The organism is Nocardia sp. NPDC059154 (assembly GCF_042755705.1).
Classification (GTDB): domain Bacteria; phylum Actinomycetota; class Actinomycetes; order Mycobacteriales; family Mycobacteriaceae; genus Nocardia.
The window spans coordinates 41,143-58,735 of record NZ_JBHZCS010000063.1 but is presented as its reverse complement, the minus strand read 5'-3'; the positions used below and the strand labels follow the sequence as shown (position 1 = coordinate 58,735).

19 protein-coding genes are annotated in these 17,593 nt (G+C 68.9%); 7 read left to right on the top strand and 12 right to left on the bottom strand.

Annotation, left to right across the window (positions count from 1 at the left end):
* The 3 genes from ACFXN1_RS38890 to ACFXN1_RS38880 all read right to left on the bottom strand — a co-directional run.
* Nucleotides 1-634: DUF222 domain-containing protein (locus ACFXN1_RS38890; protein ID WP_379463842.1), on the bottom strand; the 634-nt coding region annotated here is incomplete at its 3' end.
* 23 nt (nucleotides 635-657) lie between these two features.
* The gene (locus ACFXN1_RS38885) at nucleotides 658-1,854 is read right to left on the bottom strand and encodes an amidase family protein (RefSeq protein ID WP_379446277.1); all 1,197 of its coding nucleotides are present in this window, start codon (nucleotides 1,852-1,854) and stop codon (nucleotides 658-660) included.
* Nucleotides 1,854-3,002 carry an acetamidase/formamidase family protein gene (locus ACFXN1_RS38880; RefSeq protein WP_379446278.1) on the bottom strand — a complete coding sequence of 383 codons (1,149 nt, stop codon included), beginning with the start codon at nucleotides 3,000-3,002 and terminating at the stop codon, nucleotides 1,854-1,856. The genes ACFXN1_RS38885 and ACFXN1_RS38880 overlap by 1 nt, the downstream gene beginning before the upstream one ends.
* A 149-nt stretch (nucleotides 3,003-3,151) precedes the next feature.
* On the opposite strand from ACFXN1_RS38880, the gene ACFXN1_RS38875 reads away from it, so the two are divergent.
* Nucleotides 3,152-3,847, top strand: coding sequence for a FadR/GntR family transcriptional regulator (locus ACFXN1_RS38875; RefSeq protein WP_379446280.1), 696 nt, complete (start codon nucleotides 3,152-3,154; stop codon nucleotides 3,845-3,847).
* Nucleotides 3,848-3,851: 4 nt separating this feature from the next.
* Here the strand turns inward: ACFXN1_RS38875 and ACFXN1_RS38870 are convergent, their stop codons facing one another.
* Nucleotides 3,852-4,835 (bottom strand): GlxA family transcriptional regulator, encoded by a 984-nt coding sequence (locus tag ACFXN1_RS38870; protein ID WP_379446281.1) that lies wholly within the window; start codon nucleotides 4,833-4,835, stop codon nucleotides 3,852-3,854.
* Nucleotides 4,836-4,904: 69 nt separating this feature from the next.
* Here ACFXN1_RS38870 and ACFXN1_RS38865 point away from each other — a divergent pair, with 69 nt between their 5' ends.
* Nucleotides 4,905-5,873: an NADP-dependent oxidoreductase gene (locus tag ACFXN1_RS38865; RefSeq protein WP_379446282.1), complete on the top strand. Its 969-nt coding sequence runs from the start codon at nucleotides 4,905-4,907 to the stop codon at nucleotides 5,871-5,873.
* Between the two features lie 81 nt (nucleotides 5,874-5,954).
* Here ACFXN1_RS38865 and ruvB read toward each other — a convergent pair whose 3' ends face one another.
* From ruvB to pdxT, 7 genes are all read right to left on the bottom strand, one after another.
* Complete coding sequence (gene ruvB, locus ACFXN1_RS38860) at nucleotides 5,955-7,043, bottom strand: Holliday junction branch migration DNA helicase RuvB (protein WP_379395132.1); 1,089 nt, start codon at nucleotides 7,041-7,043, stop codon at nucleotides 5,955-5,957.
* A 6-nt stretch (nucleotides 7,044-7,049) separates the two neighbouring features.
* On the bottom strand, nucleotides 7,050-7,655 hold the full coding sequence (gene ruvA, locus ACFXN1_RS38855; RefSeq protein ID WP_379395134.1) for a Holliday junction branch migration protein RuvA: 606 nt from the start codon (nucleotides 7,653-7,655) through the stop codon (nucleotides 7,050-7,052).
* Nucleotides 7,652-8,221: a crossover junction endodeoxyribonuclease RuvC gene (ruvC, locus tag ACFXN1_RS38850; protein WP_379395694.1), complete on the bottom strand. Its 570-nt coding sequence runs from the start codon at nucleotides 8,219-8,221 to the stop codon at nucleotides 7,652-7,654. The genes ruvA and ruvC overlap by 4 nt, the downstream gene beginning before the upstream one ends.
* Before the next feature lie 114 nt (nucleotides 8,222-8,335).
* On the bottom strand, nucleotides 8,336-8,782 hold the full coding sequence (locus ACFXN1_RS38845) for a hypothetical protein (RefSeq protein ID WP_379395136.1): 447 nt from the start codon (nucleotides 8,780-8,782) through the stop codon (nucleotides 8,336-8,338).
* A gap of 97 nt (nucleotides 8,783-8,879) precedes the next feature.
* A complete protein-coding gene (locus ACFXN1_RS38840) occupies nucleotides 8,880-9,404 on the bottom strand; it encodes an O-acetyl-ADP-ribose deacetylase (protein ID WP_379395138.1) in 525 nt (174 codons plus the stop codon).
* Between the two features lie 95 nt (nucleotides 9,405-9,499).
* Nucleotides 9,500-10,252, bottom strand: coding sequence for a YebC/PmpR family DNA-binding transcriptional regulator (locus ACFXN1_RS38835; protein ID WP_379395140.1), 753 nt, complete (start codon nucleotides 10,250-10,252; stop codon nucleotides 9,500-9,502).
* Nucleotides 10,253-10,347: 95 nt separating this feature from the next.
* Nucleotides 10,348-10,971 carry a pyridoxal 5'-phosphate synthase glutaminase subunit PdxT gene (gene pdxT / locus ACFXN1_RS38830; protein ID WP_379440447.1) on the bottom strand — a complete coding sequence of 208 codons (624 nt, stop codon included), beginning with the start codon at nucleotides 10,969-10,971 and terminating at the stop codon, nucleotides 10,348-10,350.
* Between the two features lie 211 nt (nucleotides 10,972-11,182).
* On the opposite strand from pdxT, the gene ACFXN1_RS38825 reads away from it, so the two are divergent.
* Nucleotides 11,183-12,874, top strand: coding sequence for an APC family permease (locus ACFXN1_RS38825; RefSeq protein WP_379440516.1), 1,692 nt, complete (start codon nucleotides 11,183-11,185; stop codon nucleotides 12,872-12,874).
* An 82-nt stretch (nucleotides 12,875-12,956) separates the two neighbouring features.
* Here the strand turns inward: ACFXN1_RS38825 and ACFXN1_RS38820 are convergent, their stop codons facing one another.
* Nucleotides 12,957-13,808 carry an acyl-CoA thioesterase gene (locus tag ACFXN1_RS38820; protein ID WP_379440448.1) on the bottom strand — a complete coding sequence of 284 codons (852 nt, stop codon included), beginning with the start codon at nucleotides 13,806-13,808 and terminating at the stop codon, nucleotides 12,957-12,959.
* 89 nt (nucleotides 13,809-13,897) lie between these two features.
* On the opposite strand from ACFXN1_RS38820, the gene ACFXN1_RS38815 reads away from it, so the two are divergent.
* The 4 genes from ACFXN1_RS38815 to ACFXN1_RS38800 form a co-directional block, all read left to right on the top strand.
* Complete coding sequence (locus ACFXN1_RS38815; protein WP_379440450.1) at nucleotides 13,898-14,053, top strand: hypothetical protein; 156 nt, start codon at nucleotides 13,898-13,900, stop codon at nucleotides 14,051-14,053.
* Nucleotides 14,054-14,189: 136 nt separating this feature from the next.
* Complete coding sequence (locus tag ACFXN1_RS38810) at nucleotides 14,190-15,392, top strand: saccharopine dehydrogenase family protein (RefSeq protein ID WP_379440451.1); 1,203 nt, start codon at nucleotides 14,190-14,192, stop codon at nucleotides 15,390-15,392.
* An 84-nt stretch (nucleotides 15,393-15,476) separates the two neighbouring features.
* Complete coding sequence (locus tag ACFXN1_RS38805; RefSeq protein WP_379440518.1) at nucleotides 15,477-16,298, top strand: PaaX family transcriptional regulator C-terminal domain-containing protein; 822 nt, start codon at nucleotides 15,477-15,479, stop codon at nucleotides 16,296-16,298.
* Between the two features lie 147 nt (nucleotides 16,299-16,445).
* Nucleotides 16,446-17,593: hypothetical protein (locus ACFXN1_RS38800; protein ID WP_379463840.1), on the top strand; the 1,148-nt coding region annotated here is incomplete at its 3' end.

Here is a 17,593-nt window from a genome sequence, read left to right as displayed (position 1 = left end):
CATCCACCCCGGGACGACCCAGGATCAAACCCCGGCGGCGACGGCGGTCGGCGTCGGAGACGACCTTGCCGTCGGGGTCGACACGGGCGAGGATGTCGCGACCGATCTTGGGCAGGTCATCGGGCCACCCGACCCGGGAGTGATCGACCAGGATGTCCTCGGCCTCGGCGCGGGTCTCGGCGGGAATGTCGGCGGGCAGGTGGTTCATCACGTCGACGATGTTGCGGACATGATCACGCGAGATATCGCCTGCCTCATAGGCTTCGGCGGTCTTCTCCAATTTCGCGGGGCACAGGTGTCCGGTGGGTTCGAAGAACTCTCCGCACTGGCGGGTGATCTTTACTCGCACCGACGCGTCGTACCTCGACAATCCCAATGTCTGCCGCAGGAATGGCACCACGTCCTTCGCCCCACTGCCTTCGGGCAGCGAACGGTTGCAGGCTTCGATGATCAGGCGTGAATCCAGCGCCGACAGTTGACGTTTGCAGGTTTCCAGGCGCTGCATCAGCTCCACGACGTCACCGCCGGAGAACGGGTTCAGGTTGCCGTGGAGGACGGAATCCGACAGGGATTGCACGGCGGCTGCCAATTCGGCGATGCCGCACGTGTCGAGTGTTTCCACTTTCGAATCCATGTGCCAATTCTACCGCCGCGCATTCATTGAGAGAACCCGAAATGTCCAGTATCCCTTGCCTTTTCGATTGAATGTCGAATAAGGGTTCGATCCATACCGGGCGCCCCAATCAAACACAGACCATTTGGAATTCCATCAATATCCGCCAGCGGAAAGGTGATGGCAGGCGCACCTGCGATAGCGGCCAAACATGTCAAATGCAGGGTGCGTGTCCGGCCCGATTCCAATGCTTCGGCGGCGGCCGTCCGAGGCGGCGGCGGTGTGGCGGTGGTGGGCAATACCAGAATCCGATCGCGCAGTGCGGCAACGAGATGTTCGGCGGCGATGCGTAGCACGTCACCGGCCTCTATCGCTTGCGAAGGCGTGATCGTCGATGCGAACCGGAAGCGCTGCGCCACTTCGGATTCGAGTGCCCCGGGATGCGCCTGGATCCAGGCTCCATGGTTGGACCAGGCTTCGAAGGCCTGGGCGGTCCGGAACGCCGTGAACCACGATTCTGTGTCGGCGTTCAGATCTGTCTCGACGGCACCCATCCGCTTCGCGGCGGCGAGACTCGCGGCAGCCGGCTCGTCATCGGCGACAGCGCACAACCTCGGATCCACGATCAACTGTGCGTCGCCCGATTCCTGTTCGGGCAGCAGGCATTCCGCAACGGCCGCCAAGGTGAGCGCGTCACGCGTCATCCATCCCACCGTGTCGAATGTTTGCGCGAGCGGCAGCACTCCCGTGGTGGGTATCGCGCCGTGCGAGGTACGGATCCCCCACAGCCGCTGATAGGCCGCCGGAACCCGGATCGACCCGGCCGTATCCGTGCCGAGCCCGATGGTGACCGCGCCGCACGCCACAGCGACCGCGGAGCCGCTCGACGATCCGCCCGGAACCCGGTGCGGAGCAGCGGGATTCACCGGCATCCCATAGCGCCCGTTGCCGCCGGTGATGCTGTAGGCGAATTCGTCGGTCTGCGCGATACCGGTGATGTCGGCACCGGCCTCGAGCAGGCGGGCCACCACGGGCGCGTGGGACGGCGCGGGTGCGCCGAGGTAGTCCGGAACTCCTCCACCGAGTGGAAACCCGGCGACGGAGTAGAGATCCTTCACTGCCACGGTGTGCCCGCTGAGATCGCCGTCACCGGTGGCGCGGACCAGCGGTGCACCCAGTTCACGCCATACCCGCCGATCGAAATCCGTTGCCCGATCGGGGATCTGCTTCACAATCGTCATCAGGCCCGCTCGAGGACGCGCCGGGCCAGCTCGGTCGCGGCGTGGTGGGCGAAGTCGGCGACCCGTACTTCGCCGTGCACCCCACGCACCTGGTCCACCGCCTGCGAGATGGTGAAATCCGCTGCGGCGCTGAGATACAGATACGCCTGCTGCGGATCGGCTCCGAACAGCGAGACCACCAATTCCACCGCGTTGCGGACACAGACCTCGAGCGCCCGGTTCAGGTCCTCGTCCAAGCCGGTCGGAATGACCAGCCCGTGTGCGGCGGCGAACGGCCCGATCGTCCGGCCCAGTCCGGCCGCGACCTGCGCGCCCGGAATCACGTCGACCGTCAATCGCGCCCGCAGTGGCGCTTCCAGCGCGGTCAGTGCCACTTCGCCGTTCCCCTGGGCGAAATGCGGGTCGCCGATATAGAACAGCGCGTCCGGAACCTGAACGGGCAGAAACAGTGTCGCGCCGGCTGTCAGGCGGCGAATGTCGATATTGCCGCCGTGCAGCCCCGGCGGCACCGACGACACCCGGCTCTCGGTGTCGGTCGCGACGCCCATGATCCCCAGGAACGGATGCAGCGGAAAACTGGCCCGCTGCGGCCGATCCGGATGCATGGGCATGGTGCCGAACCACTTCCCCTCCCGCGATTCCACCGCGCAGAACTGCCCGTAGTTCCCGTCGAATCCGCGCCGATGGGCCAGGACGCCGCGCGCGTGCCGCGTGGAGACGACGCCGTAGGGTGCGCGCATGGTCAGTTCGTCGATGCGGATGGCGAGCAGGTCACCCTGCTGCGCCCCGGTCACCGCGATCGGCCCGGTGACGATGTGTGGCCCGGCCAGCGAGTCACGGTTCCGGGTCGCGGCGATCTCGACCGCGTCGGCCAGCACCTGGTCGCGTTCGACACCGTTCCGCCCGAAATACCGGACGGGATCGGAGCCCTGGTCGTCGAGAATCCCTTCGTGGCTGACGGTGTCGACCACGATGCTGTGTCCCGGCTCGACGGCCGCGATCGGCCGGTCCCGCCCACACGGCAGTCGCCCCCACAGCACCGCCGACGGATCGACCGGCAGATAACCGGTGTCCGAGCCGATCCCCTCACCCGGTTGCAGGACCGGAAACGCCGGGATGAACTCCCGCACGATCGACGTCACGCTCACTACCTCTCCTACCCGACCGAATTGGTCGGACCATCCGATGTGCCGACCATAAGCCGGGCGAACGGGCGGTGACGGGGCTCGAAACCGAACGTAACTGGCGTTTTACCTGACCGAAATGACCTGGCCGGGAACGGATTTAAACTCGGGCGATGACAGCATCGATTCCCCCGCTGCGGCGGCGCGCGCGCAGCGTCAGCGCGGAGGTCGCCGCGCATCTGGAGGCGCTGATCACCAATGGCGAGCTGCGGGCCGGGGATCGGCTGCCGTCGGAACGCGAGCTGGCCGCGAATATGAACGTGTCGCGATCATCCTTGCGCCAGGCCATGTTCGAGCTGGAGTCCAAGCAGCTCATCGAACGCCGTCAGGGCCGCGGCAGCACCGTCACCGAAACCCCGCGGCACGCGGACGCGCTGACGGAGGGCCTGCGGGCGCTGGACATCGAGCTCGGCCACGCCATCGAATTGCGTGATCTGGTGGAACCGCGCATCGCGGAGTTGGCCGCCCTGCGTGCGCTGGACTCGAACCTGCTGTCCCTCGACGACGTCCTGACCCGTTCCAGCGACACCCTCTCCCCCGCCGAATCCCTCAGGCTCGACATCGAATTCCACACGCTGCTGGCGCACGCCGCGCAGAATCCGCTCCTGGTGACGCTGTGCACCATGACCACCGAGTGGACCAGGAGCACCCGCACGCTCTCCCACCGCTCACGGCACGCCCGCCGCCTGTCGCTCGAGGGTCATCACCAGATCTACGAGGCTGTGGCCGCCCATGACAGCGCGGCCGCGGCCGCCGCCATGGAACGGCACCTGCGCGAGGTACGCGAACTCAGCATCGCACCGCGCTGAGCGCTCAGGCGCGCATCGCGCCGACCGCCACCTCGGTCTTGAAGGTGCGCCGATAGGCCAGTGGCGACACACCGATCGCCTCGTGCAGGTGCTGGCGCAGGGAGGCTCCGGTGGCGAAGCCGACCTCCCCGGCGATCCGATCCACGGAAAGCTCTGTGGTCTCCAGCAATTCGCGGGCGCGGAACACCCGCTGCTGAATCAGCCACCGTCCCGGGCTCATTCCGACCTCGTCGCGGAACCGGCGGGCGAAGGTGCGGCCGCTCATGCGCGCTCGATCCGCGAGGTCGGCCATGGTCAGCGGCCGGTCCAGATTCTCGAGCGCCCACTGACGAGCGGTGGCCGTGCCCGCGGCGGTCGGCGGGGGCACCGGCTGCTCGATGAACTGGGCCTGGCCGCCTTCCCGCCAGGGCGGGACGACACAGCGGCGGGCCACCATATTGGCGACCTCGCTGCCGTGGTCGGCGCGAATCAGGTGCAGGCACAGGTCGACTCCGGCGGTGGCGCCGGCGGAGGTGAGGATGTCGCCGTCGTCGACGTAGAGGACGTTCGGGTCGACGTGGACCTTCGGGAAGGTCTGCCGGAACCGGTCGGCGAAGTTCCAGTGGGTGGTGGCGGGCCGATCGTCGAGCAGGCCCGCAGCGGCGACCACGATCGCTCCCGTGCAGATGGAGACCAGCCGCACGCCAGGGCGGATGGAGGCCAGTGCGTACGAAACTTCCTGCGGCAGGCCGTTTTCCAGGATCGGCACGACATCGCACGGCGGAATCACCACGGTGTCGGCGGTTTCCAGCAGGCTCGCGTCGTGCGCGACCGCGATGTCGAAGTCGGAACTGCTGCGCACCGGCCGCCCGTCCAGCGAGCAGGTGATCACCTCGTACAGTCCGTCCGCCGTGCCGAACACCCGGTTCGGGATGCCGAGCTCGAACGGGTAGACCCCGTCGAGCGCCAGGACGACGACCCGGTGCGGCTGAACCTTCTCCGACTGCATGGCACGATCCTATCGAATATTGGCAATCGTGCCATTTCCTCCCCGCTCCCCCGACGGCAAGCTGGAGGCATGAGCGAAAAGGAGATCACCATCCCCACCACCATGAAGGCCATCGGCCAGGACGTGCTCGGCGGTCCCGAGGTCCTGCACGAGGTGGAACTGCCGGTGCCGCAGCCCGGTCCGAGCGAGATCCTGGTGCGGGTGCGCGCCACGGCCCTGAACCCGACCGACTGGGGTCACCGCCGCCGCGCAGGCCTGTTCCTGCCCCCGCCCCCGTTCGTGCTGGGCTGGGACGTCTCCGGCGAGGTGGTGGCGGCCGGGATCGGCGTCACCCTGTTCAAGCCCGGCGATCAGGTGTTCGGCATGCTCCCCTACCCGCACGGGCACGGCGCGGCCGCCGAATACGTCACCGGACCGGCCCGGGCCTTCGCCCGCAAGCCCGCCAATCTCGACCACGCGCAGTCCGCCGCCATCCCGCTGGCCGCCCTGACCGCCTACCAGGCGCTGGTCGACACCGCGAATGTGCAGGCCGGGCAGCGGGTTCTGATCCACGCCGCCGCCGGCGGTGTGGGGCACTTCGCGGTGCAGATCGCCAAGGCGCGCGGCGCGTACGTGATCGGCACCGCCAGCGCCGCCAACCACGATTTCCTGCGCGGCATCGGCGTCGACGAGGTGATCGACTACCGCACCACCGATTTCGCGGACACGGTCCGCGAAATCGATATGGTCCTCGACCCCATCGATGCCGACCACGCCCAGCGGTCCCTGCGCACCCTGCGGCCCGGCGGCATTCTGGTTTCCCTGCGCGCCAATGGCGGTGACCACTACAAGGCCGATGCCGAACAGCTCGGCGTGCGTGCCGAAATCCTGCTCGTCGAGGCCGATCACACCGGAATGGAGGCGCTGCGCGAGCTCGCCGAGTCCGGCGCGCTGCGCCCCACCATCGCGGGGTCGTTCCCGCTCGCCGACGCCGCCAAGGCCCATGCTCTCGGTGAGACCGGCCGTACCGTCGGAAAACTGGTCCTCACCGTCGAGTGAGGTAGCAATGGAACCGCGCCGCACGCCGGAGAACGGCAAGCGGCGCGGTTCTGTTCACGGAAGTTCCGACCCGTGAACGGTTTACGGCTCGAACAGATCCAGCTGCGGCTCGTGACGCCGCACTTCGATCGATCCGAAAACCAGGTCCGGCGGCGGGACCAGGCCGAGGTGCTCCCACGCCGCCGCTGTCGCGATGCGGCCGCGGGGCGTGCGGGCCACCAATCCGGCCCGTACCAGGAAGGGTTCACACACCTCCTCGACCGTGGCCGCTTCCTCGCCGACCGCGACGGCGAGGGTGGAGACCCCGACCGGGCCGCCGTTGAAGCTGCGGATCAGCGCGCTCAGCACCGCGCGGTCGAGGCGGTCCAGCCCCAGTGCGTCCACGTCGTACACCGCCAGTGCGGCACAGGCGATTTCACGCGTGACAAGTCCGTCGGCCTTGACCTCGGCATAATCACGGACGCGCCGGAGCAGCCGGTTCGCAATGCGGGGCGTGCCACGGGAGCGGCCCGCGATCTCGGCCGCCGCGTCGGACTCCAAGCGCACGCCCAGGATTCGGGCCGAGCGTTCCAGAATCTTCTGCAGCTCTTCGGGTTCGTAGAAGTCCATGTGGCCGGTGAAGCCGAAGCGGTCGCGCAGCGGGCCGGTCAGGGCACCTGATCGAGTGGTCGCGCCGACCAGTGTGAAAGGCGCGATATCGAGTGGAATCGACGTCGCGCCAGGGCCTTTGCCGACCACCACGTCGACACGGAAGTCCTCCATGGCCAGGTACAGCATTTCCTCGGCCGGCCGCGCCATGCGGTGGATCTCGTCGATGAACAGCACATCGCCCTCGACCAGATTGCTGAGCATGGCGGCCAGGTCGCCCGCGCGTTCCAGCGCCGGGCCGGAGGTGAGCCGCAGCGCGGTGCCCAGTTCGCCGGCGATGATCATGGCCATACTCGTCTTGCCCAGCCCAGGCGGGCCGGACAGCAGCACGTGGTCGGGGGTGCCGCCGCGCAGTTTCGCCCCGCGCAGCACCAGCGCCAGCTGTTCGCGCACGCGCGGCTGGCCGATGAAGTCGTCGAGGGACTTCGGGCGCAGGCTGGCCTCGACCTCGCCGTCGGATTGCAGATAGCTTGCGCTGACGGCGGATTCGGTGTCGTCGATATCGTCGAACTCGTCGCTCATGACGGCCTATCGATTCTTGCCCAGCAGCCCGAGCGCCGTGCGCAGCGCCTGCGAGGTGCCGATGCCGGGGTCGTCGGCCAGGACGGCGTCCACCGCACCCTCCGCCTGCCGGGCCGGGAAGCCCAGCCCGATGAGCGCGTCCACCACCTGCTCGCGCACCGGGGTGGCCATGGGCGCGGGCCCGGATCCGGGCGGGCCGGACTGCACCGGAACCAGATCCACCTTGTCCCGCAGCTCGACCACCATGCGTTCGGCGCCGCGCTTGCCGACACCCGGGACCCGCGTCAGCGCCGCCACATTCGATTCCGCGAGCGCCTTGCGCAGCGCCTCGGGTTCGAGCACCGCGAGCACGGCCATGGCCAGCTTCGGGCCCACCCCCGACACGGTCTGCAACAGCACGAACAACTCCCGCGCCTCGGTGTCGGCGAAGCCGAACAGCGTCATGGAGTCCTCACGCACGATCATGGTCGTGTAGAGCCGGGCGTCCTCGCCGCGGGTGAGCCCGGCCAGGGTGGCCGGGGTGGCATTGAGCCGGTAGCCGACCCCCGCCGCCTCGATGACCACATGGTCGAGCCCGATCTCGAGTACCTCGCCGCGTACCGACGCGATCACCGCGTTACCGCCTTCCGTTGCTGGGCAAGCCTTTCCTCGTACATGCGCCGTTGCCGCTCGGCCATCGCCTCCGCCTTGGCCATGCGTTCCAGCATGGGTGCGCGCCAGCAGTGGCAGATCGCCAGGGCGAGCGCGTCGGCGGCGTCGGCGGGCTTGGGCGCGACGGCCAGCCCGAGGATACGGGTCACCATGGCGGTCACTTGCGCCTTGCCCGCCGAACCATTGCCGGTGACGGCCGCCTTCACCTGAGACGGCGTGTGGAAATGCACCGGGATCTGCCGCCGGGCGGCCGCGAGCGCGATGACGCCGCCCGCCTGCGCGGTGGCCATGGCGGTGCGCACATTGTGCTGGGAGAAGACGCGTTCGATGGCCACGGCCTCGGGCTCATGGGTGTCCATCCAGGCCTCGGCGGCGTCGGCGACGAGCAGAAGCCGTTGCGCCAGCTCCATTTCCGGCGGGGTGCGCACCACGTCGACGGCGAGCATGGAGACCTGCCGGCCCATGCTGCCGACGATCATGCTGATGCCGCACCGGGTGAGCCCGGGGTCGACGCCCATCACCCGCACCGAAACCCCTCTCACCATGAACGAACAACTGTTCGAGAGTCTAACGGACCCTCGCGGCGACATTGTCCATCGACACGGCCGGTCGCGGTGCGGGCTCGGGTGATCCGGCCGGAATCAGGAGCCGCTGGGCGCGGGGGCGCCGGGGCGACGGCGGCCGCTGTTGTCGACCACGGCACTCAGGTAGTCGATGCCCGTCAGGTAACTGGGCTCGAACGTGTCGGGCTCCTTCTCCATCGGAGGCGAGTTCCAGGTGCCGTCGGAGTTCATCGAGGGCGTGCCGGGGCGGAATCCGCCGGACACCCAGTGGCCGGTGCACCCGACCTGCGTCTGTTCGGTGGTGTGGCTGTTCACCCAGACCGACGTCTCGTACCCGTCACCGAATCCCGAGCAGTGCACCCGCACCTGGATGCGGTAGATGTCGTCGGTGTCGTTGCGGCAGCTGCGATCGCTGCACGAAACCCCCTCGGCCAGATCCGTCGCGAACGCCGCCGGGGCCAGGGCGCCAGCCGCGGCGGTGATCAGGGCCGCGGCGCCCAGACCGACCAGCAACCGTTGAGCCATGTGTGAATCAACTCCTATCGACTATGACCCGACCCGGGATTCAGCTTGCCGCACAGGAGGTTTCACGCATATCGGGGTAAACCCGGAATTCGGTCGCTCAGGCACCCTGATTCGCGGCGAGTGCCGCAGCGAAGAGCCGGAACGCCTCGTCGCCGAAGAGGACGAACCGCACCTCCCGCACCCGGGTCTCGGTGCCGCGCACGGTCTCGACGGCGATGCGGGCGCCGTCGTCCATGGGCCAGCCGTACACGCCGGTGGAGATGGCCGGGAACGCCACGGTGTCCGCTCCGAGTTCGTCTGCCACGCGCAGGGATTCGCGGTAGCAGGAGGCCAACAGCGCGGAGCGGTCCTCGGTCGCCGACCACACGGGGCCGACGGTGTGAATCACCCAGCGGGCGGGGAGGTTTCCAGCGGTGGTCGCGACCGCCTGCCCGGTCTTCAGGCCGCCGCCGTACCGGGAGGCCCGCAGTGCGCGGCAGGCGGCGAGGATCTCCGGTCCGCCCTTGCGGTGGATCGCCCCGTCCACTCCCCCGCCGCCGAGCAGCGAGGAATTCGCCGCGTTCACAATGACATCGACCTGCTGTTCGGTGATATCGCCTCGCACGGCGCGCAATTCGGGCACGCCGCGATTCTCGCACCCGGCACCCGTGGAGCCCGGGAAATACGACGCGGGCCGCCTCCCGGTTCGGGAAGCGGCCCGCGTCGTTCGGAGCTCGATCAGGCGTCGAGCTCGGCCAGCACCTCGTCGGAGACGTCGATGTTGGTGAAGACGTTCTGCACGTCGTCGCTGTCTTCGAGCGCGTCGATCAGCTTGAACACCTTGCGCGCGGCCTCCGCGTCGACGGCCACCGACATCGACGGCTGGAAGCTCGACTCGGCGGAGTCGTAGTCGATTCCGGCCTGCTGCAGGGCGGTGCGCACGGCGATCAGGTCACCCGGCTCGGAGATGATCTCGAAGGCGTCGCCCAGGTCGTTGACCTCTTCGGCACCCGCGTCGAGCACCGCCATGAGCACGTCGTCCTCGGAGAGACCGTTCTTCTCCAGGGTGATGAGGCCCTTGCGGTGGAACAGGTACGACACCGAACCCGGGTCGGCCATATTGCCGCCATTGCGGGTCATCGCCACACGCACCTCACCGGCGGCGCGGTTGCGGTTGTCGGTGAGGCACTCGATCAGCACGGCGACACCATTGGGGCCGTAGCCCTCGTACATGATGGTCTGCCAGTCCGCGCCACCGGCTTCTTCACCACCGCCGCGCTTGCGGGCGCGTTCGATGTTGTCGTTGGGGACCGACGACTTCTTCGCCTTCTGGATGGCGTCGTACAGAGTCGGGTTGCCGTCCGGGTCACTACCACCGGTGCGGGCCGCCACCTCGATGTTCTTGATCAACTTCGCGAAGAGCTTGCCGCGCTTCGCGTCGATCCCGGCCTTCTTGTGCTTGGTGGTGGCCCATTTTGAGTGGCCGCTCATTCCCTACTTCCTCGTTTCAGGGGGCGCTGTCGTTCAAGTGGCAAACTACCCGCCCCGGAGGACGGACAACTGCACCAGTCTACTCGAGTGCACTTTCAGACTCCGGCGCGCGGACGCACCACGGTGTCGACGAACAGCTTGTGCACCCGCAGATCGCCGGTCACCTCCGGATGGAAGGAGGTGGCCATGACATTGCCCTGCCGCACCGCGACGATGCGCCCGGCCGCCGGGCCCGCGGGCACCCGGGCCAGCACCTCGACACCGTCCCCGGCCCGCTCGACCCAGGGGGCGCGGATGAACACCGCGCGGACCGGGCCGTCGTCGAGGCCGGCGAAGTCCAGGTCCGCCTCGAAAGAGTCGACCTGACGTCCGAAGGCATTGCGGCGCACCGTCATATCGATGCCGTGCAGGGGCTGCATGTCCGGGCGGGTGTCGAGGACCTCGGAGGCGAGCAGGATCATGCCGGCGCAGGAACCGTAGGCGGGCAGGCCGTCGCGGAGTCGCTGCCTGACCGGTTCGAGCAGGTCGAAGACCTCGAGCAGCTTGCTGATGGTGGTGGATTCGCCACCGGGCAGCACCAGACCATCGACGGCGGCCAGCTCCGATTCGCGGCGCACGGGCACCACATCCGCCCCGCACGCCTCGAGAGCATGCAGGTGTTCACGCACATCGCCCTGCAGCGCCAGCACACCAATCGTCGGTTTCACGCCGTCGAGCATACGTTTACGGGGGTGTGTGGCCCTGCTCACCCAGAGCGTCAGGGATTCGTAAGGAGGGGTGTCCATCAGCGCTTTCGGGTGAACACTGCGGCATGTGACTGATTTGCTACCGCAAACCTCGCCCGGGCCGCGCGGAGGGGTCGACGCTCCTCCTCCGCCGCGGCACGGGCTGACCGTCGCGACCGGGCTGGCCGGACTCTCGCTGGACGCCATGGCCTCGGTGGCCTACGGGCCGGAGGCGATCGTGCTGGTATTGGCGGCCGCCGGGACGGCCGGGCTCGGCTTCACGCTGCCGGTGACCCTGGCGATCGTGGTGCTGCTGGCCGTGCTCATCGCGTCCTACCGGCAGGTCATCGCCGCCTGCCCGAACGGCGGCGGCGCGTACGCGGTGGCCAAGGCCCGGCTGGGCCGGCGGACCAGTCTGGTGGCCGCGGCCTCGCTGATCGTGGACTACGTGCTGAATGTCGCGGTGTCGATCGCCGCGGGCGTGGCGGCACTGACCTCCGCGTTCCCGCAGCTGTTCCCTTACACGGTGTGGATCTGCCTGGCCGTGCTGGCCGGGATCACCGTGCTCAATCTGTACGGCATCCGCGAGAGCGCCCGCGCCTTCATGGCCCCGACCGTGGTGTTCGTGCTCGGCATCTTCACGGTGATCGTCGCGGGCCTGCTGCGGTCGGAGCCGGCCACGGTCTCCACCGGCGCGGCGGTCGCGGAGAACGCACGCACCATCGGAATCCTGTTGCTGCTCAAGGCCTTCTCCAGTGGCTGCGCGGCGCTGACCGGGGTGGAGGCCATCGCCAACGCGGTGCCCAGCTTCGCGCAGCCCAAGGTCAAGCGCGCACAGCGGGCCGAGGTGGCGCTGGGTGTGCTGCTGGGCCTGATGCTCCTCGGGCTGGCCACGCTGATCGGCAAGTTCTCGATCCACCCGATCGAGGGCACCACGATCCTGTCGCAGCTGACCGAGTCGGCACTGGGCCACGGAATCGCCTACTACATCGTGCAATTCGCGACCGTGATCCTGCTGGCGCTGGCGGCCAACACCTCCTACGGCGGCCTGCCCACGCTGACCAAGATTCTCGCCGACGACAATTCGCTGCCGCACCGGTTCGCGGTGAGCTCGCAACGGCAGGTGTACCGGTTCGGCGTGCTGGCGCTGGGCGTGTCCTCGGCGGTGCTGCTGGCCGCGTCCCGCGGCGACATGAACGCGCTGGTGCCGCTGTTCGCGATCGGCGTGTTCGTGGGCTTCACCATCGCCCAGGTCGGCATGGTCCGGCACTGGCTGGACGTGCGCACGCGGGGCTGGCAGTGGCGGGCTGCGCTGAACGGCTTCGGCGCGGTGCTCACCTGCGTAGCGCTGATCGTCACCACCGCAATGAAATTCACCGAGGGAGCGTGGCTGATCGTGCTGGTGCTGCCGCTGCTGGTGGTGGCCATGGAGCGGATCCGCACGATCTACCCCCGCATCGACGGCTGCCGCGGCGCGGGCTGCGTGCCCGCCGAGCCGAAGGCCACCGAGACCGCGATCGTGGTGCCGGTGTCGGAGGTGTCGGAGCTGAGCCGGGAGGCGCTCTCGGCGGCCATGTCGCTGGGCCGGGACGTCACCGCGGTGCACGTGTGCCTGCCGGGCGAGAACATCACCGTCTTCACCAAGGAGTGGGAGGCCTGGCATCCGGACGTACGCCTGGTGCTGCTCGAGGACGGTGATTCGACGGTCGGCGGCCCGGTGGCGCGCTATGTCGCCGATAACTTCACCGGCCGCCGCAAGGTCGTGGTGATCGCCGAGATCGAGCCGCCCGCCGGGTGGAACCACGTGCTGCCCAGCCATCGCAGTGACGAGCTGGAGCGGGTGCTGCGCAAGATGAACGACACGGTGGTGTGTCACCTGCGGGTGCAGACCGCCTGATCTCCGAAAACCCGAGCGCGCCGCCGGAATTCACCGGCGGCGCGCTCGATTTGTTTGCGGCTCGGATGATCTCGTATGCGGCTCAGGCGGTTCCGGCCGGGTACGACTCGGCCTGCTCGTCACGGAAGGTGCGGGTCAGGCCCTCCTGCATGACCACCGCCACCAGTTCCCCGGCCTGGTTCCAGATCCGCCCGCCGGTCAGCGCGCGGCCCGCGCCCGCCGAAGGCGACTGCTGGTCGTAGAGCAGCCAGTCGTCGGCGCGGAACGGGCGCAGGAACCACATGGCGTGGTCGAGCGAGGCGTTCTGGGTGGGCTCGTCGGGGTGGATGACCTTGGACGAGCCGAGCAGGGTCATATCGCTCATGTACGCCAGGGTGCAGACGTGGAACAGCGGATCGTCGGGCAGCGCGTGCCGGTAGCGGAACCACACCTGCTGCTGGGCGACGAGACCGTCGCGGCGGTCCACCTCCTCCTGCGGGATGTTGCGAATGTCCCAGTGCTCCCATTCGCGCATGGCCCACAGCCGTTCCGGGCTCATGGACTCCTTGGCGTCGGGCAGCTCGGCCGGCGGCGGCACCGAGGGCATCCGGTCCTGATGCTCGGGTCCCGCGTCGCCGACGTGGAAGGAGGCCGACATGGTGAAGATGGCCTCGCCGTTCTGCACGCCGGTGACTCGGCGCGTGCAGAAGGAGCGGCCTTCGCGAATGCGGTCCACCTGGTAGACGGTGGGTCGCTCCGGATTGCCCGGCCGCAGGAAATACCCGTGCAGTGAATGCACCTGATAGTGCGGATCCACCGTGCGCACCGCCGCCACCAGCGCCTGCCCCGCCACCTGCCCGCCGAATGTGCGTGGCAGCTGCGTCTTGGTGGACGCGCCACGGAAGATGTCGCGTTCGAGTTGCTCTATTTCGAGCGCCTCTTCGATCGTCGCCATGCACTCGTCCCTTCGCGTTTGTCGCGCTCAGGCTAACAACCGCGCGAATCTATCAATGTATCCACGATCGTTTCTGTTACGATAGTTTCATGAGCTGGAAGCGCCAGACCCTCATCGCCGCGAGTTGTGTTGCCGCACTGGTGCTGTCGGCGGGCGGATGGGTGATCGTCCAGCACGACTTCGGCATTCGCGCGGAGCGGGTCAACCATCACCGGGGGGCGCTCAACCGCTGCAGGGCACGCTGACACTGCCGGAACACGGGGACGGACCGATCGGGCTGGTGGTTTTCGTGCACGGCGACTATGCCCCGGGCTATCTCGACGCGTTGCGCGAGTATGCCGCCCAGCCACCGAACCACTGATGCTGCACAGGAGTACCGCCATGAAGGTCCTTGCCCTCGGCGCGGCGGGCGCGATGGGCGCTGCCGCCGTCGACACCGCCGCCCGGCTGCTGGGCGTCGAGCGGATCGTGATCGCCGATCGGGACGGGCAGGCCGCCGCGGCGGTGGCCCGGCGCTTCGCCGGCGCCCGGGTACCGGTGTCCGCACGCCCGCTGGATGTCACCGACGCACCCGCGCTGCGCGACGCGCTCGCGCAGGTCGATCTGGTGCTCAATACCGTCGGCCCCTACTACCGATTCGGCCGCACAGTGCTGTGCGCCGCGATCGACACCGGCACGCACTATCTCGATATCTGCGACGACTGGGAGCCGACGGTCGACATGCTCGGGCTCGATGACCGGGCGCGGGCGGCCGGGGTGTGCGCGATCGTGGGAATGGGCGCCAGTCCCGGGATCAGCAATCTGCTGGCGGCGCGGGCGGCGGCCGAGCTCGACACCGTTCTGGACGCGTATACCGCGTGGCCGGTGGATGTTCCGGGCGCGGGCGGCGGTGCGGAGTCGCTGCTCGGCGACGAGCAGCCGACAGCGGCGGCCGTCCACTGGATGCAGCAGAGCAGCGGCAGTATCTCGGCGGTGACGGCGGGCCGGGTGGTCGCGCAACGTCCCCTGCGCCCGGTCGAGCTCACCCTGCCCGGCGGGCGGCGCGGCACCGCCTACACCATCGGCCACCCCGAGCCGATCACCTTGCAGCGCAGCCTGAAACCGGTCGGCGACGCGGCCAACCTGATGGTGGTGACGCCGTCGACGCTGGCCTATCTGGAGATGCTGCGCCGCGATATCGACGCGGGCCGGCTCACCAATGAGGCGGCCGCACAGGAGCTGGCGCGGCCGACGCTGGCGCGGATCGCCCGCTCGGTGCCGACGGCCCTGCGGACCCGGGGGCCGGGAAATCTGCCGCCGTTCTTCGCCGCTCTGTCGGGCCGGCGAGCCGGGCGCGAATATCGGGTGCTGGCACACCTGGACCCGTCGGTGGCGGGTGGCATCGATAAGCTGTTCGGCGATATGGCGCGGGCGACCGGGATTCCCTTGGCACTGGGCATGTCCCAGGTCATCGACGGCTGCGCCCGCCGGCCGGGGGTGCATCCGCCGGAGGCGGTCATCGACGCGCCGCGGTTCTTCGCGGATCTGGGCCGCGAACTCGGTGGCGGCTCACCGGTCGTCATCGAGCGGGAACCGGTCGGGTAGCGCCGGGCATCGTGGAGTGAGGAGTACGTCGTGGACGATCTGATTCCGGCCACCGAGATTCCGACCCGGACGCTCGTGGAGAGCATGATCCGGGAGGACGCCACGATCGACGCCGGTGAGCTCTACGATGTCGCGGCCGTGCTCGGCATGAGCGATCAACAGGTGCGCCTGTGCATCAAACGGCTGGTGGCCGAGGGGCGATTCACGCACGAGGGGCGCGGGCGCAAGGCGGTGCTGCGCGCCACCAAGGACACCCGCGGGACCATCGAACCCGATCTCGAGTATTTGCGCTTCGCCTATGCCCAGGATCGTGGGGAGGTGCAATGGGACGGCGTCTGGCATCTGGTGGCGTTCGCGGTGCCGGAGGCGAATCGGCAGGCGCGTGACGCCATGCGCGAGGACATCGTGTACCGCGGAGGCGCGCCGATCCAGGGCGGGCTGTACGTGTCGCCACACGCGTGGGAGGACCGAATCCGTTCCCTGGCAAGTAAACTCGGCATCGACGGGCAGCTCACCACGCTGTCGACCGGTGAGCTGTCGGTCGGGGGGATCACCGGGGGTGTCGAGCTGGCGGCGCGACTGTGGCCGTTGGACCGGCTCGCCGCCGGGCACGAGCGGCTGCTCGCGGCCGCCGAGCGCACCCTGCCGGCGCTGCGCACCGCGGATCCGACCCGACAGCTCTCGCTGGCAATCACTTTGGCGAGCGAGTTCGATCGTGCCTTCGTGTCCGATCCGCTGCTGCCGCCGGAACTGCTTCCCGAGCACTGGATCGGGGTGACCGCGCGCGCCGCGGTCGCGGAGTGCTGGGCGGAGCTGAATGCCGCTCCCCTGCCGCCGATTCGGCTGTTCCGCTGGTACGCGGAGGCGGTCGCCGAGATCACCGCCCCCACCGGCGCCCGGGATTAGACCGACAGCACATCATCCCCCGGCCCGGCCGTGACAGTGACCCGGAACCCGGAAAATCCTTACGGTTTGCTTACGCTCAGCGGTGGCAGCATGTGCTGACGGGCTCACGCTCGATGAGGGACATCGCTGAAACGGGGGGTGCCAGTGTTGGCAATAGCCGAGGTCGATCAGGCCTTGGCCCGGCTCGATGCCGATCACCGCGAGATCTCCGCGAATCTCGCGGAGCTGGAGGATCATCCGGGTGTGCGGTTTCTCGACGGCGTGCCGCTGGTGGGTGTGAGCGCCGCCCGGTGGACTGCGGGGCGGGCTGGGCTGGATTGGTTGTGGGCGCAGTTCCGCCTGTTCGAGGGCGTGGTGGCGCAGGTGCACGAGGTGCGAGCGCGGCGGACGCGCCCGGGGCACGCGGAGCTGACCGTGATGACCGATCTGCTGTGCGGCCCGTCGGTTGTGCTGGCGCCGCAGCCGATTCCGATGGGTGAACGGGATCTGCTGGGCCCGGCCGCGGTGCGCCGCACGATGACTCTGGCGCAGCTGGTGGCCGAGATGACCGCGGCCTATCGCGAAGTGGCCCGGATCGCGGCCACCGCCGACACGGTGTCCTCGGCATTCCTGCCGGGCGTGGATCGGGCCGGCGCACGGCTGCTGGAGCTGCGACGGCTGGCCACGGAGTTGGACCTGGCCGTGATCGGGCATGCCCTGCTAGCGCGTCTCGACGGCGTCGAGGCGCGGCTGAACACCGAACGCGCGCTGGCCATGTCGGACCCGCTGAGCATGGCCGAGCGAAGCCCCGACGCTGACGGTAAGGCGGCGCTCGCGGATGAACTCGACGAAGTGCAGGCCCAGCTCGAGCAGCTACGGGCCCGCCGCGACAGCGTCGCCGAACGGCTGGAGCGGTTGGCCGCGGCCGTCGATGCGGCCGAGGCGGCCGGGCGCGCGGCGACCGCAGCCGCGGCGACCACCGCGGTCAAGATCGTCGGTTTCACACCCGTCGCCATCGAACCCCTTGCCCCGCTGCTGGATCGGCTCGCACGACTACGCGCCGGTGACGGCGACCGCCACTGGACCCGCATCGATGACGAGGTGGCGGCGCTTTCCCGGGACATCGACAGCGCCCGCGTCGGCGCCGACACCGCGCGCGACAATGCCGTGGCATTGCTGGACCGCCGCGACGAACTACGCGGCCGGGTCGACGCCTATCGCGTCAAGGGCGCGCGGCTGCGGCTGAGCGAGGATCCGGTCGTGGACGCCCGCTACCGCCACGCCTACGAGCTCTTGCATTCCGCCCCCTGCGATCT